Origin of the sequence: Mucilaginibacter kameinonensis (assembly GCF_003675385.1) — a bacterium.
GTDB lineage: Bacteria > Bacteroidota > Bacteroidia > Sphingobacteriales > Sphingobacteriaceae > Mucilaginibacter > Mucilaginibacter kameinonensis.
On the sequence record NZ_RCWZ01000001.1, the window covers coordinates 14,343 to 36,592 of the forward strand.

General features: G+C 42.8%; 18 protein-coding genes. 7 read left to right on the forward strand and 11 right to left on the reverse strand.

Translation table 11 applies throughout. The annotated features are described in order from the left end of the window. Positions 1–2 precede the first annotated feature (2 nt). From EAH55_RS00070 to EAH55_RS00090, 5 genes are all read left to right on the forward strand, one after another. Entirely contained in the window at positions 3–1,673 is a 1,671-nt protein-coding gene (locus EAH55_RS00070) for a M1 family metallopeptidase (RefSeq protein ID WP_121807976.1), read from the forward strand. Between the two features lie 12 nt (positions 1,674–1,685). Next, positions 1,686–3,350 carry a M1 family metallopeptidase gene (locus tag EAH55_RS00075; RefSeq protein WP_121807977.1) on the forward strand — a complete coding sequence of 555 codons (1,665 nt, stop codon included), beginning with the start codon at positions 1,686–1,688 and terminating at the stop codon, positions 3,348–3,350. 213 nt (positions 3,351–3,563) lie between these two features. Beyond that, positions 3,564–4,307: a head GIN domain-containing protein gene (locus tag EAH55_RS00080; protein ID WP_121807978.1), complete on the forward strand. Its 744-nt coding sequence runs from the start codon at positions 3,564–3,566 to the stop codon at positions 4,305–4,307. A 216-nt stretch (positions 4,308–4,523) separates the two neighbouring features. Next, positions 4,524–5,546, forward strand: a complete 1,023-nt coding sequence (locus EAH55_RS00085) for a proline iminopeptidase-family hydrolase (RefSeq protein WP_208644763.1) — start codon at positions 4,524–4,526, stop codon at positions 5,544–5,546. 50 nt (positions 5,547–5,596) lie between these two features. Further along, positions 5,597–6,436, forward strand: a complete 840-nt coding sequence (locus EAH55_RS00090) for a DUF2911 domain-containing protein (protein ID WP_121807980.1) — start codon at positions 5,597–5,599, stop codon at positions 6,434–6,436. 220 nt (positions 6,437–6,656) lie between these two features. Here EAH55_RS00090 and EAH55_RS00095 read toward each other — a convergent pair whose 3' ends face one another. The 3 genes from EAH55_RS00095 to EAH55_RS00105 all read right to left on the reverse strand — a co-directional run bounded on the left by EAH55_RS00095 (position 6,657) and on the right by EAH55_RS00105 (position 10,301). Beyond that, the gene (locus tag EAH55_RS00095) at positions 6,657–7,382 is read right to left on the reverse strand and encodes a DUF2490 domain-containing protein (protein ID WP_121807981.1); all 726 of its coding nucleotides are present in this window, start codon (positions 7,380–7,382) and stop codon (positions 6,657–6,659) included. 157 nt (positions 7,383–7,539) lie between these two features. Then, positions 7,540–8,565: a hypothetical protein gene (locus tag EAH55_RS00100; protein WP_121807982.1), complete on the reverse strand. Its 1,026-nt coding sequence runs from the start codon at positions 8,563–8,565 to the stop codon at positions 7,540–7,542. Positions 8,566–8,576: 11 nt separating this feature from the next. After that, a complete protein-coding gene (locus EAH55_RS00105) occupies positions 8,577–10,301 on the reverse strand; it encodes an ArnT family glycosyltransferase (protein WP_121807983.1) in 1,725 nt (574 codons plus the stop codon). Positions 10,302–10,452: 151 nt separating this feature from the next. Here EAH55_RS00105 and EAH55_RS00110 point away from each other — a divergent pair, with 151 nt between their 5' ends. After that, positions 10,453–10,932, forward strand: a complete 480-nt coding sequence (locus tag EAH55_RS00110; protein ID WP_121807984.1) for a DinB family protein — start codon at positions 10,453–10,455, stop codon at positions 10,930–10,932. Here EAH55_RS00110 and EAH55_RS00115 read toward each other — a convergent pair. From EAH55_RS00115 to EAH55_RS00150, 8 genes are all read right to left on the reverse strand, one after another. After that, positions 10,929–12,272 (reverse strand): hypothetical protein, encoded by a 1,344-nt coding sequence (locus tag EAH55_RS00115; RefSeq protein WP_121807985.1) that lies wholly within the window; start codon positions 12,270–12,272, stop codon positions 10,929–10,931. The genes EAH55_RS00110 and EAH55_RS00115 overlap by 4 nt on opposite strands. After that, complete coding sequence (locus tag EAH55_RS00120; protein WP_121807986.1) at positions 12,257–13,765, reverse strand: FAD-binding protein; 1,509 nt, start codon at positions 13,763–13,765, stop codon at positions 12,257–12,259. Before EAH55_RS00120 ends, EAH55_RS00115 begins: the two co-directional genes overlap by 16 nt. A gap of 6 nt (positions 13,766–13,771) precedes the next feature. Next, entirely contained in the window at positions 13,772–14,128 is a 357-nt protein-coding gene (locus EAH55_RS00125; RefSeq protein ID WP_121807987.1) for a Bor/Iss family lipoprotein, read from the reverse strand. 128 nt (positions 14,129–14,256) lie between these two features. Next, on the reverse strand, positions 14,257–15,372 hold the full coding sequence (cfa, locus tag EAH55_RS00130; protein WP_121807988.1) for a cyclopropane fatty acyl phospholipid synthase: 1,116 nt from the start codon (positions 15,370–15,372) through the stop codon (positions 14,257–14,259). 203 nt (positions 15,373–15,575) lie between these two features. Beyond that, entirely contained in the window at positions 15,576–16,595 is a 1,020-nt protein-coding gene (gene recA, locus EAH55_RS00135; protein WP_112575765.1) for a recombinase RecA, read from the reverse strand. A 164-nt stretch (positions 16,596–16,759) separates the two neighbouring features. Next, positions 16,760–17,515 carry an endonuclease III gene (nth, locus tag EAH55_RS00140; RefSeq protein WP_121807989.1) on the reverse strand — a complete coding sequence of 252 codons (756 nt, stop codon included), beginning with the start codon at positions 17,513–17,515 and terminating at the stop codon, positions 16,760–16,762. A gap of 251 nt (positions 17,516–17,766) precedes the next feature. Next, entirely contained in the window at positions 17,767–17,961 is a 195-nt protein-coding gene (locus EAH55_RS00145; protein ID WP_091174692.1) for a hypothetical protein, read from the reverse strand. A gap of 263 nt (positions 17,962–18,224) precedes the next feature. After that, positions 18,225–18,809, reverse strand: coding sequence for an RNA polymerase sigma factor (locus EAH55_RS00150; protein WP_112575763.1), 585 nt, complete (start codon positions 18,807–18,809; stop codon positions 18,225–18,227). Positions 18,810–19,314: 505 nt separating this feature from the next. Between EAH55_RS00150 and uvrA the strand changes: the two genes are divergently transcribed. After that, positions 19,315–22,203, forward strand: a complete 2,889-nt coding sequence (gene uvrA / locus EAH55_RS00155; RefSeq protein ID WP_121807990.1) for an excinuclease ABC subunit UvrA — start codon at positions 19,315–19,317, stop codon at positions 22,201–22,203. Positions 22,204–22,250: the final 47 nt, after the last annotated feature.

Sequence of the window (22,250 nt, forward strand, 5' to 3'; positions counted from 1 at the left end):
ACATGAAAATAAAACAATTATATCTTGCAGCGCTTACCTTACTATGCGCTGCAACAATTGCCCTGCCGGCGAAGGCGCAGCTCCTGAAAGAAAAAGAGCAATTCACCCATGCCGATTCGCTGCGCGGAATGCTTACACCTTTGCGTACCTGTTATGATATCAATTACTATCACCTTGATGTTAAAATTGATATCGATAAAAAGTTTATCAGCGGCAGTAACCAGTTTAAATTCACTGCTACGCAGGATTTTAATAAACTTCAGTTCGATCTGTTTGCCAATCTTAATATCGCCAAAGTTGTTTACAAAGGTAAAGAACTCACTTTCACCCGCGATGGTAACGCGGTGTTCCTCAACTTTCCGCAAACTATAAGCAAAGGCAGTAAAGATGAGTTTACCGTTTACTATTCCGGTAATCCAACCGTTGCCAAAAATGCACCCTGGGATGGTGGCCTGGTATTCAAAAAAGATTCATTGGGAAAACCATTTGTGGCAACAGCCTGCGAGGGCGTTGGTGCAAGCATCTGGTGGCCAACTAAAGATCACCTGGCCGACGAAGTTGACAGCATGATGATCAGCATCAGCGTGCCTAAAGGTTTAAAGGATGTTTCAAACGGTCGCCTGCGCAAGGTAACCCCACTTAAGGATGGTTATACCCGGTTCGACTGGTTTGTAGCCAACCCAATCAACAACTATGACGTTGCCGCCAACATTGCCGACTACGCTCATTTTGAAGATACTTATATGGGCGAAAAAGGCAAACTCACCCTCGATTATTGGGTACTGCCAACCAGTCTGGAAAAAGCAAAAAAACAATTTGCCGCCAATGTAAAACCAATGCTTAAAGCCTTTGAGCACTGGTTTGGCCCCTACCCTTTTTATGAGGATGGCTACAAACTGGTTGAAACCCCGCACCTGGGCATGGAACACCAAAGCGCCGTGGCCTATGGCAATCATTTCATGAATGGCTATATGGGCTATGACTTATCAGGCACCGGATGGGGCAGTAAATGGGATTATATCATCGTTCACGAAAGCGGGCACGAATGGTTTGGTAATAATATAACCGATAAAGATTTGGCCGATATGTGGATCCACGAAAGCTTTACCTGCTATTCCGAATCGCTTTTTGTAGAGGATAACTGGGGCAAAAAAGCCGGACAGGAGTATAATTACGGCTTAAGGCTCACCATTAATAACGAGGGCCCTATAGTTGGCATTTATAACATGAACAAGGAAGGCTCAGGAGACATGTACTCTAAAGGCGCAGTATTCCTGAACATGATCCGCACTATTATTAATGACGATGAAAAATGGCGCGGCATCCTGCGCGGGCTTAACAAAACTTTTTACCACAAAACGGTTACTTATGATGATGTGGTAGGTTTTATCAACCAGCAATCGGGTATGGACCTTTCGGCTATTTTTGATCAGTACCTGCACTACCGCAGTCTTCCTGTGCTGGAATTTACCAGTCACGAAAACAAACTTTATTGCCGCTGGATAGCCGAGGCCAAAGATTTCAACATGCCAATCAGGGTGCGTGTAAAGGGCGGCGAGTATAAATTCATCACTCCAACAAAACAAATGAGCCCTGTTGAAATTGCGGGAGCTACCAAAGACAATATCGAAATTGATTATTTGAACTACTACGTAGGTTCACTTCTTGATTAATCCCAAATACAAATGAAAAACAAGTTCTTAAATATTTTTACGGTTGCTTTGGGGCTTACCATAGCTGGTATAGCACCAACCCAGGCACAGTTGGGCACCAATAAGCAAACATTTACCCGCGCCGATTCACTCCGCGGTGGTTTAACGCCACTGCGCACCTGTTACGATATCAATTACTATCACCTGGATGTGAAATTTGATATTGATAAAAAATTTATCAGCGGCAGCAACCTGTTCAAATTCACGGCTACTCAAAATTTTACTAAGCTTCAGTTTGACCTGTTTGCCAATTTAAAGATAGAAAAGGTAGTATATGAAGGTGCCGAAATACCTTTTACCCGAGAGTTCAACGCGGTGTTTGTCACCTTCCCAAAAACCATAAAAAAGGGCAGCAAGGATGAATTCACCGTTTATTATTCAGGTAATCCAACTATAGCCAAGCGTGCCCCATGGGATGGCGGCGTTGTTTACACCACCGACTCGCTTGGGAAGCCGTGGGTGGCAACCGCTTGCCAGGGTATTGGCGCCAGCATCTGGTGGCCTACTAAAGATCATCAATATGATGAGGTAGACAGTGCCCTGATCAGTATCAGCGCTCCTAATGGTTTAAAAGATGTTTCAAACGGTAGATTGCGCAAGGTAACCGACCTGAACAATGGTTATACCCGGTTCGATTGGTTTGTGGCAAACCCTATCAACAATTATGATATAGAAGCCAACATTGGCGACTATGCCCACTTTGAAGGCACTTACCAGGGCGAAAAAGGTCCGCTTACGCTTGATTACTGGCCTTTAAGCTACAATGTTGACAAAGCTAAAAAGCAATGGGAGCTTGACGCGCCACGGATGCTCAAATCATTTGAATACTGGTTCGGCCCCTATCCTTTTTATGAAGATGGTTACAAACTGGTTGAAACCCCTCACCTGGGCATGGAGCATCAAAGCGGTACGGCCTATGGCAACCATTACAAAAACGGGTACCTGGGCCGCGACCTTTCGGGTACCGGATGGGGCTTAAAATGGGATTTTATTGTGGTACACGAAAGCGGGCACGAGTGGTTTGGGAATAACATTACCTCAAAAGATGTGGCCGACATGTGGATCCACGAAAGTTTCACCAATTATTCCGAGTCCCTATTCATTGAAACTTATTATGGGAAACAAGCTGGACAAGAGTATGTGAACGGAACCCGTAAAAACATTCGTAATGATAAGCCTATTGTAGGCCCGTATGGTGTAAATATGGAAGGTTCGGGAGATATGTATTATAAAGGCGGTAACCTGTTAAACATGGTTCGCACCATTATCAACAACGATGAAAAATGGCGCAGCATCCTCCGCGGACTTAACAAAACATTTTATCATAAAACCGTTACTTATGATGACATTGTAGGCTACATCTGCAAACAGGCTGGCATGAACCTGGCCCCGGTATTTGACCAGTACCTGCACTATAAAGATATCCCAACCCTGCAATTTGTGGTTAAAGACGGTAAGCTTTACTCCAAATGGATTGCCAATGCCGAAGGTTTCAACATGCCTGTAAAGGTGCGCGTTAAAGGCGGCGGTTATATATTTATTAAACCAACTACCCAGTTTACCCCAGTTAAAATTGACGGTATCACCAAAGACAATGTGGAGGTAGATACTTTCAATTTTTATATTAAGGTTGAGTGATGGTTGATTAGGTGAGTAGTTGATTAGGTGGATGGGTGAATGGTTTACCACTCGCTCAATCAACCTATTCAACTACTCACTTAATAAAACCAACCGCTCACCCAATCAACCTAATCAACTACTCACTTAAAAAACAACCACAAAAAACCAAATCCGGTGCAACTTTCTTCACCCTACCGGCGTCTAATTTGAAACGAAACTAAAACAACCGTCATGAAATCAATTTCAAAAATATTATTAGCCGCCGTACTTGCAGCAGGAACTACAAGCTACAGCACTGCAAAACCGGTAAATCCAATTGTTAAACATGCTGATCAAACTACCCAAGACCGCCATTTATCGGGCTTCAGCGCTATTGACCTGGCTGGCTCATTCGACGTTTACTTTACCCAGGGCTCAAACGAATCAGTAAAAGTTGAAGCTCCATCTGATGTGATCGACAAGATCATTACCGAAGTTCAGGGCGGCGTATTAAAGATCTACAGTAAAAAAGGTACCAACTGGGATAGCTGGAGCTTTGGCCGTAGTCGCAAAATGATTGTTCATGTTGTTGCAAAAGATATGACCAGCATTAACGTTGCCGGCTCGGGCGATGTTTATTTTAAGGAAGGTATCACCACTACCTCGTTAAAACTAAAAGTGGTAGGTTCTGGTGATATGCTGGGCAAGGTAAATACTAAAAACCTGGACAGCAGCATTTCGGGTTCAGGCGATATGAAACTTTCAGGCCGTGCCGATAATTCAAGAGTAAACGTTGTAGGTTCAGGCGACTTTACCGCCCGCGATCTGATCACCGTTAATACCGAAGTTCACATAGCCGGTTCAGGCGATGCTACCATCAACGCCAGCAATAAAATTGACGCCTCAGTAAGCGGCTCAGGCGATGTTCATTATACCGGCGGCGCTAAAAACATTTCGAGCTCAAAAGCTGGCAGCGGCGATATAGAGCGGATATAATAGCTTATTTTTTCGGATAGAAAGGTCTGTTTCCAAACAGGCAGAAGCGGTATTGTACGCAAGTCAATCCCCGATTTTCACAGTTTACCTGTATAAATCGGGGATTGTTTCGTTTGGTGCAATAGCGTTTTTTTGTATGTTATTAACAAACTAATTTTAATGGTCTTCTTAGTATCTTTATATAAAAGATAACAATCCACCATTCCTATCGCTAACATGAAAAAGCTATTTTTTATCATGATTGCTGCCTGCATTTGTGCATGCAATAATCCATCAAAACCAACGGCGGAGACATCGGCCGAAGCGTCAAACAAGCCTTACGAAGTTAAAACAGGTGGCAACAAGCTCATCAAGGTTGCCGGAAAGTACAACGTATGGACGAAGAAAGTTGGCGATGGCAAAATAAAAGTATTGCTGCTCCATGGTGGCCCTGGATTTTCGCATGACTATATGGAGTGCTTTGACGATTTCCTGCCGAAAGAAGGAATGGAAATTTATTACTATGACCAGCTTGGCTGCGGCAATTCTGATGCTCCCGCCGATACCTCGTTATGGAACATTCCGCGTTACGTTGAAGAGGTTGAAGAAGTGCGTAAGGGATTAGGGCTCGATAATTTTTATATCCTCGGGCATTCCTGGGGAGGCATGCTGGCGATGGAATACCTGCACAAATACCAATCGCATGTTAAAGGGGCCGTATTATCAAACATGACAGCGGGCATCAAAGGCTATGTTGCCTATGCCGCCGAATTAAAGAAGAAGTTTTTCACCCCTCGGGATATCGCAGTATTTGACTCGTTAGACAGGCTTAAACAATATGATTCGCCGCAATACAATGACCTGTTGATGAACAAGCTGTATACCCAGGTAATCTGCCGGATCCCGATAGAAAACTGGCCCGAGCCGCTTTGGCGCGCCTTTAAAAAAGCTAACCATACCATTTACATCCAAATGCAGGGCGTTGATGAATTTCACGTAACCGGCAATTTTAAAGGATGGGAATTTTGGGATAAACTCCAGGATATCAAAGTACCAACCTTAGTTTTAGGTGGCATGCATGACGAAATGAACCCTGAAGACATGAAAAAAGAGGGGCGTTTACTACCTAACAGCCGCACCTATCTATGCCCGGATGGCAGCCACATGAGTATGTATGATGATCAGCAAAACTACTTCAAAAACCTCATCGCCTTTTTGAAAGATGTTGACGCGGGCACATTTACTGCGGATAAAAAATAGCACACCAATTATATACCTGTATTTTATATCTCACCACCACACTAAAAATCATGAAGAAGTTACTCATCAGCGTCATCACCATGATGACCTTTACTGCGGCAAGTACTTATGCGCAGTTAACACCACAACCCAGTTCAACACAAAGTGTTGTGCAGGATTTTGGTCTTGGAAAAATCAACCTCACTTACTCACGTCCCGATGTAAAAGGTCGTAAAATATTCGGAGGAATGGAACCTTACGGAGCCGTTTGGCGTACGGGCGCAAATTCGGCAACAGTAATAAAATTTACCGACGAGGTAAGTTTGGAAGGTAACAAGGTTCCGGCGGGCGAGTATGGCCTGTTCAGTATCCCCGGCGAAAACGAGTGGACGATCATCCTCAGCAAACAGCCTAAGCAATGGGGCGCGTATTTGTATAAAGAAGCCGATGATTTTTTACGTTTCAAAGTTAAAACTGAGCATCTCAAAGCTTTAACAGAAACAATGACCCTCGCTTTTACTAACGTAGCGCCTACTTCCTGCGATTTACAAATGATGTGGGAACACAGCGGCTTCACTATCCACATGACCACCGATATTGACGCCAAAGTAATGGCACGCATCGATTCGGCCATGAAAACCGATAAAAAGCCATACTATGAGGCCTTGATCTACTATTACAACAATAATAAAGATATGGACAAAGCTTTAGCCTGGGCAACCGAGTTGGAAAAGGATAAGAACTTTCCACCGTTTGTACCTAAACTATGGAAAGCCCGCATATTATTAAGAAAAGGCGATAAAGCCGCTGCTATAACAACAGCTCAGGAAGGCGTAAAAATGGCTACCGAGATGAAAACGGATGAGTATGTACGTTTAAATAACGAAGTAATAGCACAAGCAAAGAAATGATTATTTAATCTCTCATCATGCATAAAAAAACCTTGCCAGTGATATTGGCAAGGTTTTTTTGTTTTAAGCAAGATTTTAAAAAGCCGGGGATCGCGCGATTCCCCTCTTGAGAGGGGTGGAGGGGTGTGTTTCTGTTTTCACAAATCAATCGCAGAAACACACCCCTGCTACCACACATTCCTTCGCGCCCCTTTTCAAGAGGGGATCTTCTTAGGAGAGCTTAAAACCTTGTATAAAAAGCCACTTGCGCTACGTGGTTTACCACATAAGCATCGGCTTGTTTAATATATTGATTAAGATAACCGGCTTCTGCATCAAATGACTTGCTGAAACGGTAACCCACCGCTACATAAGCCCTGTTTTGATCGAAGAAGTGTTTATTTACTTTGTTTTTGTTTTGCACGTTTACAAAGGCCTCGTTTTGCAGGGCGAGGAATGTTCCTTCCGTAAATACGTCAGAGTCTGGTTTCATCGGGATCACCGCGCGGGCAAAGTACCTGAAACGCTGGGCGAAATAGCGGTCGTTTTTGTTCTCCGCCGTGTTTCCTAAAAAGCGTTGCTCCAGTCGTAAACGATGTGCCAGCTGTACATGTTTGGTCAGCTTATGAGTGTAAGTGTATTGCTGCCAAATGCGGTGCTCCGGGCGAAATGTTGTTTCGTTGCTCGGAGTACGGCCATAAGTAGCAATATAAGCGTAGCCTAAAGCCCCTACCTTGTTCTTGGCAAAATAATAGTTTGCTGAAGGACGAAGCAGGATATGCTTAAGGTAACTTACCTCATCGTGCGAGCGCAATTGCCCGTCGAACGAGTAGCCCCAATGCTCGGATAGTTTATGGCTATGAAATATAGCCGCCCAACCCGAAAACTGGTTGTCCTGAGCCAGCAACCTTGCAGGTGCCGCGAGCAACAGTACAACAAAAATTAATAGTTGTTTTTTTAATTGCATGGATGATATATGTGTGTTATAAAGGTTAACATTTATTGTAGAGACGCATTACATGCGTCTCTTTTTGCGACAGAAAGTTGCAGGATCTGCCCAGGAAAACATTTGTAAGCAATAGCTGACAGGCAACCATTCACCTGATCAACCTACTCTCCATTCACTAATCTTTAAACCTTACCAAAGTCCGGCGGCCAAGATCAACCGTTACCCTGAAGGCTTCCTGGTTGCTGCTGTAGCCCGGTGTTTGGTGCAGGCTCAATATAAACTGCCCTTTTACGCGTTTATATAGAAACGGCGTGTAAATGATATCCAATCGGTTATAAGTTTTCTTTTCAAAAAACGCGTCGCCATAAATAATATGGCTGCCCTGCCCTTTGTAAAACTCGTCAAATAAAGCAAAGCGTTTCCAGCTTAAATAAGCGTTAGCCACAAAGCCGGTCGGGGTCCTGAAACCATCCACCCCACGTACCCGCTCAAATGATGTCATAGCACCAGCCTCAATAGATAACGAATCTAAAATGGTTTTATGACTGAAGTCTAAACCTAATCTTATTTGTCCGCCGCCATTATCCTGGATATGGTCGTTAGGCAACAGTACTTCGGCACCAGCATCGTGCATCAGCAGAAAGTAGTGTGATACATAAAAAGGGCCAGTTAAACTTGGCCTATACTTACCTGAGAAACCAAACAGGAATTGCTCACGATCTGTAACGGTTTGGCGGCTTACCCAGTCAATCCAGGCGGTTTCGGTAAAGTGATCGTTATGAAAGCGGGTAAGCAACCCTTCCACGTTGGGACGGTAATAGCGTAAAGTATCGTTTAATAAAGCGCGTGGATAATCATCCAGCAAGCCTTCGCGCGGGAATGCGCCTGCGTTAAACAGCCAGTTTTTGCCGGTAAAGCTGTAATAAGCAACAGGGTTAACTTTTAAAAAGTATGGCTTTGCACCAAATTCATGAATGCCGTTAACACCCACAATAAAGTGGTTCACACTATCAAGGTTAAGGCCCAGGTCAAGTGCGGTACGCACGCCCGAGTAGGTACGTGAGCGGGCTACAAAATCTTTGTACTCGCGGTTATCCATAAAACCTAAACCGTTAAAATGGATATCAAGGCTACCCTGTGCAAGGGCGGCGGTAGTTGTTATGATCGAAAAAAGGACTAAAAGGTATATCCGTTTAAACATAGCTGATTGTATTATTCTACTGTAATATTGATGATCTTATTGTTGCGGCCTCCCGGAAACGGTTCGGTACGGATGGAAAAGATCAGTTCGTACTTACCCGGTTTCGCCGGCATGGTCACGTTAAATTTAAAGTGCCCGGTCTCCCCGGTTTTTAATGAAATATTGTTGAAGCTATCATCAGATTTTTGCATGCCCACTTGGTAGATGCTCTTAAAAAAGCAGGCCTCCAAAAACACTTTGTGCTTTTGATTAACATTTGTAAAACTGATTGGGAAAGGATAAGGGTTGGTAAACGTGAGATCGAAATCCTTCTTCTGACCAGGCGATACGCTTTCTTTATAAGAAGATACCTGGAAATCAATTTTTTGATAGGTGCGGATATCATCAACCCAGCCGCCGTACCAGTCACCCGCATAGGTTTTAAGGGTATCGGTAGTGATGGCAGGATCCCACACGCCATTTATTACAACGTAAGCCTTTTTATGCTGGATACTATCTTCAATAGGCCAGATATCATATTGTGTACGGCGATAGTAGCGGGCATCGTAATCAAACCCGTGTGTGGTACTGTTATAGAAATTGTATTTCGACGGGTTCTGGAAACCCTCGTTAAAAATCACATAATTATTCCCTGCCTTTTTTTGAATAAGCTGCGCCCACTCTTTAAAACCAAAAAAGCTCCGGATGGCGTCGACTTTTAACAATGGCGGAAAAGCGATAATGATAGCTACACGCAAAATAACTATCATGGCAATATTGATGATTGCCAAACGATTGAACCATTGGGGCTTTGCGCCAGGTTGCGTAAAACGGATAAGTACCATCATGGCCAGCGGCACGTAAGCGATAAGCGTCCAGTGCAGCTGAACTTCGCCTTTGAACGAGGTAAGGAAAAAGAATGCCAGGATGCCGATGGCATTAACCAACAATGTCCTGGTGAAAGTATCCTGAACTTTTGCAGTGAACCCTTTATAAAACAACAACCAGCCAATCAGCGGACCAGCCATCAGCAATTGTCCCAGCGGGTATACATAAGTATACTCAAAGTTGTACTGCTCATTTGAGCGTTCGGACAAGTGGTAACTTAATGACGGGAAACCATGGTTAGCCTGCCAAATAATGTGCGGTGCATATAAAGCCAGGGCCAGTAGTACAATAGAGTAAAAAGATCCTCGCTTTAATAATTTGATGTTTGATGCCAATGTGAAAACAACCAACAAAATACCGTGGTACTTGCTATACAGCAGACAAGCAATTACAACACCCAATATAGCAGCAAGCTTAAAGCTGTCCTTTTCAATATATTGCTGATAAAAATAAAAAAACAGCACCGTGAAAAACAGTAGCGGCGCATCAGGCGTAGTGGTAAAACCATAAATATGGAATACAAAGATGCCCGATATTACCAGTACAAAGTTCATGGCATCAACCTTATATCGCTTCAGCATCACCCACATCAGGTATATGGATGCTGTGGTACCTATCACCGTAAAAAGCCTTGCCCCAAATTCATTATGCAGCAAGCTATAGCCCATCTTAATAAAAAGGGCCACCATAGGCGGATGATCGTAGTATCCCCAATCTAAAAAACGTGAATAAACCCAGTAGTAAGCTTCATCGGCATGAATCTCAAGCGTAAATGCCTGTACGGCATTCAGTAAGGCCCACAACAGTAAAAAATAAATTATTGGCTTGCTATATTTTACCGGCGTGCTATTTAAAGAGGTATCCTGCATTAAAATGGATGAGTAAATGAATGGGCAAAGGTATGATAAAAGATATAAGCCATAAAACGTTAGGCAGCAGTGATATGATAATTTGACGAAATTATACCACAATCTTCATAATTTAGCATAGCTGTAAAGCTTTAATCTACCTTAATATAACATGAAACAAGAATTTGAGGTTATCAAAAAAACACGTCTGACGCTGCTTAATGTTGTTAAAGACCTTTCTCCCGAACAACTTAATCATATCCCGGCCGGATATATTAACAACCTGATCTGGAACTTGGCGCATATGATTTCGGGCCAGCAAGGCATCTGCTATACCCGTGCGGGTGTACCAATTGTGGTAGATGATAAATATTATACCCCGTACCGCCCCGAAACCAAACCGCAGGATTTTGTTAATGCAGATGAAATAGCCGAGGTAAAAGAGCTGCTTATTTCAACTATTGATAAATTTGAGGAAGATTATCATACAGGTATTTTTGCTAATTATCAACCCATGACTACCCGCTATGGCGTTACGTTAAGCAATATTGAAGAGGCTATCCGCTTTGTGCCATTTCACGATGGCTTGCATACCGGCTACATCATGGCCTTAAAAAGGGCGGTTTTGGAAGAAATGAGCAACCCTGTTTAATAAACTATTTTGCTAAAGGGTATGCCTACCGTTAAACCTATTGCAGTTTTATTGTATGGCAGATGGGTATCTTTTAAAAAGTTATTCATATCCTGAAGCAAAAGCTGCGCTTCAAAATTGATAGCCGGCACGCCTTTTTTATCAATCAAAACAATGGGGATACCTATAATGGAGTTAAGGGCCTTGTAAGTTCCCCAATTTTTTTCTATCCGAAAACTGACACCCACATGCGAGGTTGATGGAATGTATACCACCTTACCCGTGGCCACTGGTGTTATAAAGTTTTTATACTGGCCAATATACCGGTCGCCTTTATTTATTACAACCGTATTTATGCCGTCCTGCCCCTGTTGCCAGTTCACATAGGCATTCCAAAGCGAGCCGCCCGCCACCGAATTATTCACAAAACCTTTGCCTGCAAAAGTTAAAAAGATCCTACCTAATTTGGGGCTTTCCCAAAAGCGGGTATGGCTTATAAATAACTCGAACGGATAATTATAATGTTTATCAACAGGTGTATTAACATCGCTGCTTATCATAAACTTTTGCGGGATAACAGGAATGTAAATGCCTAAGGTTGTCCAATTATCGGCAACGAGGTTAAAATTGGCAGTGTTTACCATTAGTTCCGATTGCTGTTCGGAAAACTGCTGCAGGTAATCTGCCCTGAGCGAAGCATAGAAATTTTTCCGGAGCTTGCTTTTTACTTCATTCAGATTTTGTCCCGGTACCTCATCCTGTTTCAAAGCATTGAGTGATTGTTCAAACGCTTCGGCTTTTTTATTAATGCTTTGGGCAAGCGTGTTTACCATTAAAGCCCGGGCAGCATCCATTTGCTTTTTAAAATCGCCGTTCGCGGCATAATAAGTTCGCGGCTTCCCCATCCACGTTTTTTGAATAGCGAAGCCCAATTGGTTATCGTAATACTTATTCACAAGCTTAGCTGCATAAGCGTTAGCGATATTTACACGCGCGCCTACTACTACAAAAGATCTTACCCAATCATCACTATCTACCGGCTGGTGAATATTATGATTGATGCTGATCATCCCTTCGGCCGCGTTAATGTTCACATAGTTTTTATAAAGCGAAAGATCTTCATTACCCGAGAGGTAAGAACTTACTTTATTGGACAGGAAAATATTCATGGCTTTGTTAGAGATCAGCATCCCCTGCCCCCCGCTGTTTGGCCAATTGGTTACTTTAAGGTTTATAGCCCGGATCTCATCGATAATCTGCCCGCTGGTTTGCGCCTGTACCCGTACTATCAGCCCACATGAAAACAGCAGGCAGCATAATACAGCTTTTAAGAAGCGCACATATGTCAGGCGAGCCCCCATTCCTGCGTAATTTGGTTGGTAAAAACTTTTTGGCAATCGGCATTGAGCAGCGTTTTCCGGGCGTTGATCCAGCGGGCGGCGGCATCCCCGTACATCCTTTGAATACGTGCGGGTGTAACCTCGTTGGCTTTGCCCCAATGAAAAGTAAATGGAATATTTTCTTGCTCGAGCATCAGCCAAACCTGGGTATAAAAGTTGTATGCTTTGTCCGATAGTGGCGCATCTAACTCCATAATACAGGTATACCCAAACCGGGTGAAACCCAATGTTGCTTTGGTTTGCTTAACAAACCTGAATGAAAACACACCACTAAAAGGGCCAATATCTTTATTGATCTTCAGCATCAGATCGGCAACCTTTGGCGAAAGTTCGGCCGGAAAACCGATTGCGGAACTCAATAATTTGCCTCTTAGAGTAGTATTACTAAAAATTTCGCCCAATGTACCAAAGTGAGGGTCAGTATTAGTTGTCATGCTGGTGTTTAGCACCTTGGTTACTACTACAGGAATCAGCGCAGGTATGGCATCAGTAATAGTGCCTATAAAACTGGCTGCATCATCTCCTGGACCAATCCCTGCTGCGTTATCAACCGGTGGCTGGTAGTTAGTACGATATGCCCGCTTATACATGGTGGTTACAAAAGCTCCCTTATCCAGATCATAAGGGTTAAGCAGTACCGAAAAATGAAACGGACGTTCGTTGCCACATGGCAGCTTACTGGTATTGCTAAAATCCAGTGTTTCCATCATACCCTGCAACTCTGCATTATAGGGCAATCGCTGTACATAGGTTTCCAACAAAAACAAAGGCTCTGTTTCCATCAATACCCCGTGAATAATGCCGAAGCTGCCGAAACTTACCACTGCAGCATTAAAAAGTTCATCATCCTGCACAAGTTCAGTTTGCAGCAGATCAACAAAGCGTTGCGCAACTACGGGAGCCGAAGCTCTTTCCAACCAAATGTGCCTATCCGGACTTACTACAATATGTAAGCCTACCACAAAATCCGGCACTGCGCCAAAGTCAAAGGCCGAGCCGTGAGTCCCCGTCCCCATTGCCCCGGCTATCGTTTGCCCGTTACTGGCACCGGAAGTTTTGAGCGACAACCCCCTGTTTTTCAGAAACGCGCCAAGTTCCCAAATACCGTTGCCGCTCTGGGCAAAAAGTAATTGATCTTTATTACCTGCATAAGCCGGGTTAACCGCTGTTTCTGCTACCGTAAACCTTGTATTAAGCGGTTTGGTATCCAGCATAACGCCGTCTTTAACTGTGGCGATCTTTGTCCAGGACCAACCCGCGCCTAACGAGCGTAATGGAGTATCGGTTTCAATAGCTTCCTGAATCAGCTTTTGCAGCCCTTTGGTAGCATCGTTATAACTATCAAGCGCGTCGAGGTTGTCTTCGTTACCTAATTCGTACAGATCTTTTATCTGTTCAATAAAAGTTTCGTGGCGATTTTCCCAGCTGCTAACTCCTGTTTTGATAACTTTCATAGCCGCCTATTTTATAGTGCCTTCCTTGGCACAGGGTTTACCACACTTCCACTCCACTCTTGCCGGGCTCCAGATCCCCAGGGTCACAACGGTGAGCAATGAATAACCAAAGTTGTTTTTCACTGTAACTTCGGCCATACCGTTACTCCCAAGAGAATCACATATAGGTGTAACTATCCGCTTGGGGCTTTGGATAGCTCCCCAAAAAAAGAAGTTGACATTTTGATGGGATACCTCAGAACCGGCCTGCGCTTTGGTTTCGACGCGGGCGGTATAGCAACTGCTTAATACTAACGAAAGCAGCAGGGCGGATACACCGTTCCGATAAAAACGGGCAGGTCGCTTTAAAGATGATGGCAGCATAAGGCAAGTATTTAGGATTTTACTGAAATAAACTAAAGTAAATCCAAATACTTGATTTCCAAGTAAGTAAAAACACGTTTATTGATTACGTATTTTTACGTTTTTTATAAATCGACATAAAAAACTGCTTATCTTATTGATTTATAGAGGCCCAAATGTTTAGGCTTTGTTAATACAATATGCCACAAATGATTTTTTCTTGAACGGAACGATGCGGCACTGGCACTAAGGTAGTAACGCCACATACGGTAAAATGTATCGCCGTATTTGGCGCTCAGGTTAGGCCAGCTTTGTTCAAAATTCTTGAGCCACTCCATGCAGGTGCGGTCATAGTACACACCGAAGTTATGCCAGTCTTCAAGAACAAATAAGCCCTGCCATGCTGTTGAAAGCTGCGCGGCAGACGGCAACATACCATTAGGGAAGATATATTTATCAATCCAGGGATCCGTAACTTTGGTAGAATAGTTGCCGCCGATGGTATGCAGCAGAAAAATACCATCATCGGTTAAGTTTCTGGCAACGGTTTCCATGTAGGTTCGGTAATTACGATAACCCACAGCTTCCAGCATAGCAATGGACGCCACCCTGTCGAACTTTTCATTTACATCCCTGTAGTCATCCAGCCTGATCTCCACCGGCAAGCCTTTGTTTATTTCGCGTGCAAGTATCGCTTGTTCTTTAGAAATGGTTAAACCAACAACAGACACGCCATATTTCTCAGCCGCAAATTTGGCAAAACCACCCCAACCGCAGCCAATCTCCAGCATGCGCATGCCGGGTTCCAGTTTTAATTTACGGCAGATCAGATCAAGCTTGGCCTCCTGGGCTTCATCTAAAGTTTCAGCATTTTCCCAATAAGCACAAGAGTACATCATCCGTTTATCAAGCATCTGCTCAAACAGATCGTTCCCGATATCATAATGCTTGTAAGCAACCTCTTTAGCTTTTGATTTAGTTTGCTGGTTGCTAAACTTCGCTTTAAGAAAATATTTAAGTGTATTTAAATCGCGGGGAATGGCTTTATCAACCCGGTGATATTGCACACGGAAAAAGAATTCATCCAAGGCTTCGCAGTCCCACCAGCCTTCCATGTAGGCTTCACCAAAGCCCAATGAACCACCGGCCAGCAGACGATCATACAATTTAGGATTGTGTACCTGTACATCCCAGGGATTGGAACCATTCATGGTTATTCCTCCTGCGGCAAACGTGTTCGTAACAATCTCTTTTGATGATCCCATAATTTCTTATCTCCCGATTTATGCGGTGATAAAGATATTCTTTTTGCGGAAAATTGGAAAACTGCATGTCTGCCACGGGTTGCGCTGCGCTAAACCCGCGGCAGTTATCGTATTTATAATTAAAAAAACAAAAGCCCCCCTTTCGGGAGGCTCGTCTCATAGATAGATTTAAATCACTTATAAAATATTATACTCGATCGAGGTTATACTTCTTCCATGCTTTCGCCGGTTACGGTTTCCTTGATCTTGCTTTCCAATTCTTCCATCAGTTCGGGGTTATCAAGGATCAATTGTTTAACAGCATCACGGCCCTGGCCTAAGCGGGTTTCGCCATAGCTGAACCATGAACCTGCTTTTTTGATAATGTTGTATTCAACACCCAGGTCAATGATTTCGCCTGCTTTTGAAATACCTTCACCAAACAGGATATCAAACTCGGCTATACGGAATGGAGGTGCAACTTTATTTTTAACGATCTTCACTTTTACACGGTTACCTGAAACCTCGTCGGTATCTTTAATTTGTGAAATACGGCGTACATCCAAACGTACCGAAGCGTAAAATTTCAAGGCGTTACCACCAGTTGTAGTTTCAGGGTTACCAAACATAACACCGATCTTATCACGCAACTGGTTGATGAAGATACAGCAGCATCCGGTTTTGCTGATGGTACCGGTTAACTTACGCAAAGCCTGTGACATCAAACGCGCATGTAAACCCATTTTTGAATCGCCCATCTCGCCTTCAATCTCAGCCTTAGGAACCAATGCGGCAACAGAGTCAATAACTAATATATCAATAGCCCCCGAGCGGATCAGGTTGTCGGCAATTTCCAGCGCCTGCTCACCATTGTCGGGCTGAGAGATCAACAGGTTTTCAACATCTACACCTAACTTTTTAGCGTAAAAACGATCAAAAGCATGCTCAGCATCAATAAAGGCAGCAATACCACCGTTTTTTTGGCTTTCAGCAATGGCATGAATAGCCAAAGTTGTTTTACCTGATGATTCCGGACCGTAGATCTCGATGATCCTTCCTTTAGGCAAGCCGTTAACACCCAAAGCTATATCAAGCCCCAAAGAGCCGGTTGATATCACCTCGGTTTGTTCAACTACGGATTCGCCCAGTTTCATGATGGTGCCTTTACCGTATGATTTTTCCAGCTTATCTAACGTAAGCTGTAATGCCTTTAATTTATCGCTATTTTTATCTGTAGTAGCCATCGTATTATTTTCTTCAGCAAATATAATTACATTTTTTACAATTACTAATTTTTTTAGTAATTTATTATTTTATGTGCGTAGTTGATTGGGTGAGTGGTTGATTAGGTTACATTAATTAAGTAAATATAATAACTACTCACCAAGTCAACCATTCACTTAATCAACTAATTCTCCACACTCCTCTTCTTCAGTTCCTTACTTATAGTATTAAGTGCCTTTTTCTTTTTTGCTTCCTTAGCCTTTTTAACCTTGGCGGCTTCTGCCCTTTGCAGCGCGGCTTCAGTATTGTTACGTTCATAGTACCGGCAAAACCATGTTAGCGGACAAACATCACATTTGGGGCTGCGCGCCAGACAAATGTACCGGCCATGCAATATCAGCCAGTGATGTGCTACGGCTATGTATTCTTTCGGGATATTTTGAACCAACTGCTTTTCAACCGCCAGCGGCGTACGCGCATTATTGGTTAAACCGATGCGGTTAGCTACCCTGAACACATGGGTATCAACAGCCATGGCCGGCTCTTCAAAAATAACTGAAGCAATTACGTTTGCCGTTTTACGACCTACACCGGGTAATTTCTGCAGGTTTTCTATCCCTGATGGTACTTCGCCGTTAAAAACATCTATCAACATTTTACCCATCCCTACCAGGTGTTTGGCCTTATTATTAGGATAACTTACAGAACGGATATAAGAAAAAACCTCGTCGGATGTTGCCGCGGCCAGGTCTTGTGCCGTAGGAAAACGCTCAAATAATGCGGGGGTTACTTGGTTAATACGTTTATCGGTACATTGAGCAGAAAGGATTACGGCTACCAGCAACTGAAACGGGTTGTTATAATGCAGCTCAGTAACGGGATTAGGCTGATTTTTAGAAAAATATTCAACAAAATGGCGGTAGCGTTCGGCTTTTAGCATTTTTTAGTTCATGGTTGATAGTTCATGGATCATAGCAAAAACACTTCATGCTTACTGCAATCATAATCCATTTCCAAAAGTATAGATATTAACGCAATAAAAAACCATGAACTATGATCTATCAACTATAGGCTGCCTTTAAAATAGAAAGGTTCATAAATCACTTATTGGGTTTCGGTTTTTCGATTCGCATCGGCAACCTTTTCAACAATCATGATCTATGAACCAGTGGGGGGAATCCGCAATAACTACTAACGTAAGCTCTTCGAATAGTCCAGGATCTGGTGTATGGTTTGCACTTTGGGTTTCCTGATCAGCAGGTCCAAATCAGCACGAATTGAATTGTAAAAAATCACTTCGTCGGCATCCAGATTTTCTTGTACATTCCTGTTCATTTCAGCTTCGTTAGCTAATGCATTCAACGTTTTTGTAAAGGTTTCATCCATAAGCTTATTTTACTATAATTTTTATATGGTTTATAACGGTGGCTTAAAGATAATATTTTGTTAAATGAAAATTAAATGAAATTTTTATTTCGAGAAATTCAGGCCTGAGAGACTGGGATCACGCTTTTGCGACAGTAAGCGACTTTATATCAACAGTTAATGAAAACTTATCAAAATTTAGGGTAAAAAATAAGGTTAGGATATTATTGTTCAATTTAACCTAAACAATAATATTCTAACCTTCTATGTAGGTTTAGTTAACCTTAATTTTTAAGGCTAAGCTCTTTGCTCTGCATCATTTTGCGGAGATTATTGAGCGCATAACGCATACGGCCAAGCGCGGTATTGATACTAACCTCAGTAATATCAGCAATCTCTTTAAAGCTCATATCGCCAAAGTGACGCATGATCAATACTTCCTTCTGCTCGGACGGAAGCAACTGGATCAGCGCTTTAAGATCTTTATGGGTTTGATCCCTGACCATTTTATCCTCGGTACTTTCGTCGTAGTTACCAAGCACTTCAAAAATGTCAAAATCATCGCCATTACTGATCATTGGCGCACGTTTTTCCCTTCGGAAATGGTCAATTACCAGATTATGCGCTATACGGGTTACCCAAGGTAAAAATTTACCCTCCTCGTTATATTTGCCGGCTTTAAGTGTATTGATCACTTTAATAAAAGCATCCTGAAAAATATCTTCAGCAAGGTATTCGTCTTTTACCAGCAGGTAAATAGAAGTGTATATTTTTGATTGGTAACGCCTTATCAATTCTACTAAGCCTGCTTCGTCGCCGGCTACGTATAGATGGATTAGATCCTGATCACTTTTCAATTGAAAATCCATAGAAAGTACTACTTAAACTTAATTTTTAGTTAAAACCTTTTAAAGTAAAGTGTATTCTATAGCTTGCTCCTTAGGGGTTAAAGATTTGTTTCCTCAAATAAAATAAATTATTGACAAAAAAACAAATAAAATTTTTTTTTAAAGCTCAACTTTACTATTTAATCGGCAAAACCACTCATTAAACAATCATTTATTTGGTTAGCTTCCTTTAGACTGACTTTTAATACCGAAGGTTTAATCATTCACCAAAATAAATTTTTTAAAAAGTAGTTGTTAAAACAACATTAAACTTTAAAAAGTCAACAAACTGTAAACTCCAATATTTCACGTAGTTTAATCCAATAAACAAGTAAAACTCATTTGGATTCTGCTAAATATTTTAGGATTTTTGCATTCGCAAAAAGTTCATGGATAACAGATCATAGTTCATGGTATTTTATTTGTTGTAAACCACACAAAACAGGCTATGATCTACCAACTATGAACTATGCACTAATGCAACATAATGAGTAAAGAAGCAGAAAAAGATCCGCAAAAACATATTATCATAAAAGGCGCAAGGGTGCATAACCTTAAAAACCTTGATGTGGCTATCCCCAAAAACAAACTGGTGGTAGTTACCGGCATGTCGGGCTCGGGCAAATCATCGCTCGCTTTCGATACTTTGTATGCCGAAGGTCAACGCCGTTACGTGGAAAGCCTTTCATCATACGCCCGCCAGTTTTTGGGCCGTATGAACAAACCCGATGTCGACTACATTAAAGGTATTGCACCTGCAATAGCTATTGAGCAAAAGGTAATTACCTCAAATCCGCGCTCGACAGTTGGTACATCAACCGAAATTTATGATTACCTGAAACTGCTGTTCTCGCGTATTGGTAAGACCATATCGCCTATATCCGGCAACATCGTAAAAAAAGATTCGGTTACCGATGTGGTAAACTTTGTGCTGTCATTGCCCAATGAAACCCAGGTAACCATTCTGGCTCCACTACACCCCCATAACAACAGAAGCCTTAAAGAAGAGCTGGCCGTTTTAATGCAAAAAGGCTTTGTACGTGTGGAATACAATGGCAAACTTTCGCGCATCGAGTCTTTATTAGAGGACGAAACAGTAGAAAACGTTCCTTTAATGGCAGCCGAACCGGTAGTCGAGATCAAAAAAACGAAAGCAAAAAAAGCTGCAGCGGAAACTGTTGAAGCCGATCAGCAGACCGCTGTACGTATAGTTGTTGACCGCGTTACCAAAAACGAAGAGGATGAAACCGTTAGCCGCTTAGGCGATTCGATACAGACTGCTTTTTTTGAAGGCAAAGGTGATTGCTTTGTCCGTTTCCAGGAGCCTGATGGCGAAACAGAGCACGAACGTTTCTTCTGCGATCGCTTTGAACTGGACGGGCTTAAGTTTGAAGAACCTACGCCAAACTTCTTCAGCTTTAACAATCCTTACGGTGCTTGTAAAAAGTGCGAAGGATATGGTAAGGTGATTGGTATTGATGAAGATCTGGTTATCCCCGATAAAAGCAAATCTATTTATGAGGGTGCTATCGCTCCGTGGCGAGGCGAAAAAATGCGCGAATGGAATGATGCCCTGGTAAGGCATGCACTAAAATTCGATTTCCCTATCCATCGTCAATATAACCAGCTAACCGAAAAAGAACAGCGCCTGTTATGGACGGGCAATAAATTTTTCCGTGGCCTTGATGAGTTTTTCAAGGAGATGGAGGAGCAAACGTATAAGATCCAGTACCGTGTTTTGCTATCGCGATACAGGGGCAAAACTACTTGCCCGGAGTGTAAGGGCAGTCGTTTACGGATAGATGCTTCTTATGTGAAGATCAGCGAAAAGTCGATCACCGATGTGGTATTAATGCCATTGGATAAAGCGTTTGAATTTTTCAAATCTCTTGAACTGAACGAAACCGATGCCAAAATCGGTAAACGCCTGCTGATGGAGATCACCAATCGACTTGGCTTTTTAAATGATGTAGGCTTAAGTTATCTAACGCTTAACCGTTTATCAAATACCTTATCAGGAGGTGAATCTCAGCGTATCAACCTGGCCACGTCATTAGGCAGCAGCCTTGTGGGTTCGGTTTATGTGTTAGATGAACCAAGTATTGGTCTGCACCCGCGCGATACTCAGCGGTTAATTACCGTGTTAAAATCTCTCCGCGATGTTGGCAATACCGTACTGGTTGTGGAGCATGAAGAAGAAATTATGAAAGCTGCCGACCATATCATAGATATTGGCCCGGAAGCCGGTACACATGGCGGCGAGCTGGTATTTACCGGAACCTATGATGAAATAATAAAGGACGACAAAAGTTTAACCGGCAAATATCTGAGCGGCCGCGAAGAAATAGCAATCCCGGCAAGTCGTCGTAAATGGCATGATTTTATTGAAATAAAAGGCGCGCGCGAAAACAACCTTCAACATGTAAATGCTAAGTTCCCATTAGGTGTACTTACGGTTGTTACCGGGGTATCAGGTTCGGGCAAAACCAGTTTGGTGAAACGCATTCTCGCGCCTGCCGTTCAAAAAGCTTTGGGCAATTACTCAGGTGAGCAAACAGGCTCATACGATGCAATTGACGGCGACTACGGCAAAATTGAACAGGTTGAACTGGTTGACCAAAACCCTATCGGTCGGTCGTCGCGTTCCAACCCGGTTACTTACGTAAAAGCCTGGGATGAGATCCGTAACCTATATGCTGCCCAACCAGCCGCTAAAGCAGCAGGCTTAAAACCTTCGGCGTTTTCATTTAATGTTGAGGGCGGCCGGTGTGATGTTTGCCAGGGCGAAGGCGAGGTTAAGATAGAGATGCAATTTATGGCAGATATCTTCTTAACCTGCGAAACCTGCGGTGGCCATCGTTTTAAACAACATATATTAGATATCCAATACAAAGAAAAAAACGTATCGGACATCCTGAATATGACCATTGATGAGGCCGTTGAGTTTTTTGCCAAAGAGCCAAAGATCATAGCTAAAATAAAACCACTGGTTGATGTTGGTTTGGGTTATGTTCAGTTAGGCCAATCCTCAAATACCCTATCAGGCGGTGAAGCGCAGCGTATTAAGCTGGCATCATTCCTGGTGAAGGGCAACAACACCAACAAAACGCTGTTTATTTTTGACGAGCCTACCACCGGCCTTCACTTTGCTGATATTAAAAAGCTGCTGAAATCATTTGACGCCCTGCTTGATCATGGCAATACCATTATTGTTATTGAACACAATATGGATGTGATCAAATGTGCCGACTGGGTAATAGATATCGGCCCCGAAGGCGGCGACCGTGGCGGTAAAGTTGTATTTGAAGGCGTTCCCGAAGACCTTGTAAAACAAAAAGAAAGCTATACTGGTAAGTTTTTAAAAGACCGGTTCTAAAACTCAAAGCACCCGTTTAAAAGCGGGTGCTCTATAATTCCCCCGAC

What these genes read in the sequence shown, in the direction of transcription:
- EAH55_RS00070 (WP_121807976.1), top strand. Translation starts at nt 3, where the DNA reads ATGAAAATAAAACAATTATATCTTGCAGCGCTTACCTTACTATGCGCT.
- EAH55_RS00075 (WP_121807977.1), top strand. Translation starts at nt 1,686, where the DNA reads ATGAAAAACAAGTTCTTAAATATTTTTACGGTTGCTTTGGGGCTTACC.
- EAH55_RS00080 (WP_121807978.1), top strand. Translation starts at nt 3,564, where the DNA reads ATGAAATCAATTTCAAAAATATTATTAGCCGCCGTACTTGCAGCAGGA.
- EAH55_RS00085 (WP_208644763.1), top strand. Translation starts at nt 4,524, where the DNA reads ATGAAAAAGCTATTTTTTATCATGATTGCTGCCTGCATTTGTGCATGC.
- EAH55_RS00090 (WP_121807980.1), top strand. Translation starts at nt 5,597, where the DNA reads ATGAAGAAGTTACTCATCAGCGTCATCACCATGATGACCTTTACTGCG.
- EAH55_RS00095 (WP_121807981.1), bottom strand. Translation starts at nt 7,382, where the DNA reads ATGCAATTAAAAAAACAACTATTAATTTTTGTTGTACTGTTGCTCGCG.
- EAH55_RS00100 (WP_121807982.1), bottom strand. Translation starts at nt 8,565, where the DNA reads ATGTTTAAACGGATATACCTTTTAGTCCTTTTTTCGATCATAACAACT.
- EAH55_RS00105 (WP_121807983.1), bottom strand. Translation starts at nt 10,301, where the DNA reads ATGCAGGATACCTCTTTAAATAGCACGCCGGTAAAATATAGCAAGCCA.
- EAH55_RS00110 (WP_121807984.1), top strand. Translation starts at nt 10,453, where the DNA reads ATGAAACAAGAATTTGAGGTTATCAAAAAAACACGTCTGACGCTGCTT.
- EAH55_RS00115 (WP_121807985.1), bottom strand. Translation starts at nt 12,272, where the DNA reads ATGGGGGCTCGCCTGACATATGTGCGCTTCTTAAAAGCTGTATTATGC.
- EAH55_RS00120 (WP_121807986.1), bottom strand. Translation starts at nt 13,765, where the DNA reads ATGAAAGTTATCAAAACAGGAGTTAGCAGCTGGGAAAATCGCCACGAA.
- EAH55_RS00125 (WP_121807987.1), bottom strand. Translation starts at nt 14,128, where the DNA reads ATGCTGCCATCATCTTTAAAGCGACCTGCCCGTTTTTATCGGAACGGT.
- cfa (WP_121807988.1), bottom strand. Translation starts at nt 15,372, where the DNA reads ATGGGATCATCAAAAGAGATTGTTACGAACACGTTTGCCGCAGGAGGA.
- recA (WP_112575765.1), bottom strand. Translation starts at nt 16,595, where the DNA reads ATGGCTACTACAGATAAAAATAGCGATAAATTAAAGGCATTACAGCTT.
- nth (WP_121807989.1), bottom strand. Translation starts at nt 17,515, where the DNA reads ATGCTAAAAGCCGAACGCTACCGCCATTTTGTTGAATATTTTTCTAAA.
- EAH55_RS00145 (WP_091174692.1), bottom strand. Translation starts at nt 17,961, where the DNA reads ATGGATGAAACCTTTACAAAAACGTTGAATGCATTAGCTAACGAAGCT.
- EAH55_RS00150 (WP_112575763.1), bottom strand. Translation starts at nt 18,809, where the DNA reads ATGGATTTTCAATTGAAAAGTGATCAGGATCTAATCCATCTATACGTA.
- uvrA (WP_121807990.1), top strand. Translation starts at nt 19,315, where the DNA reads ATGAGTAAAGAAGCAGAAAAAGATCCGCAAAAACATATTATCATAAAA.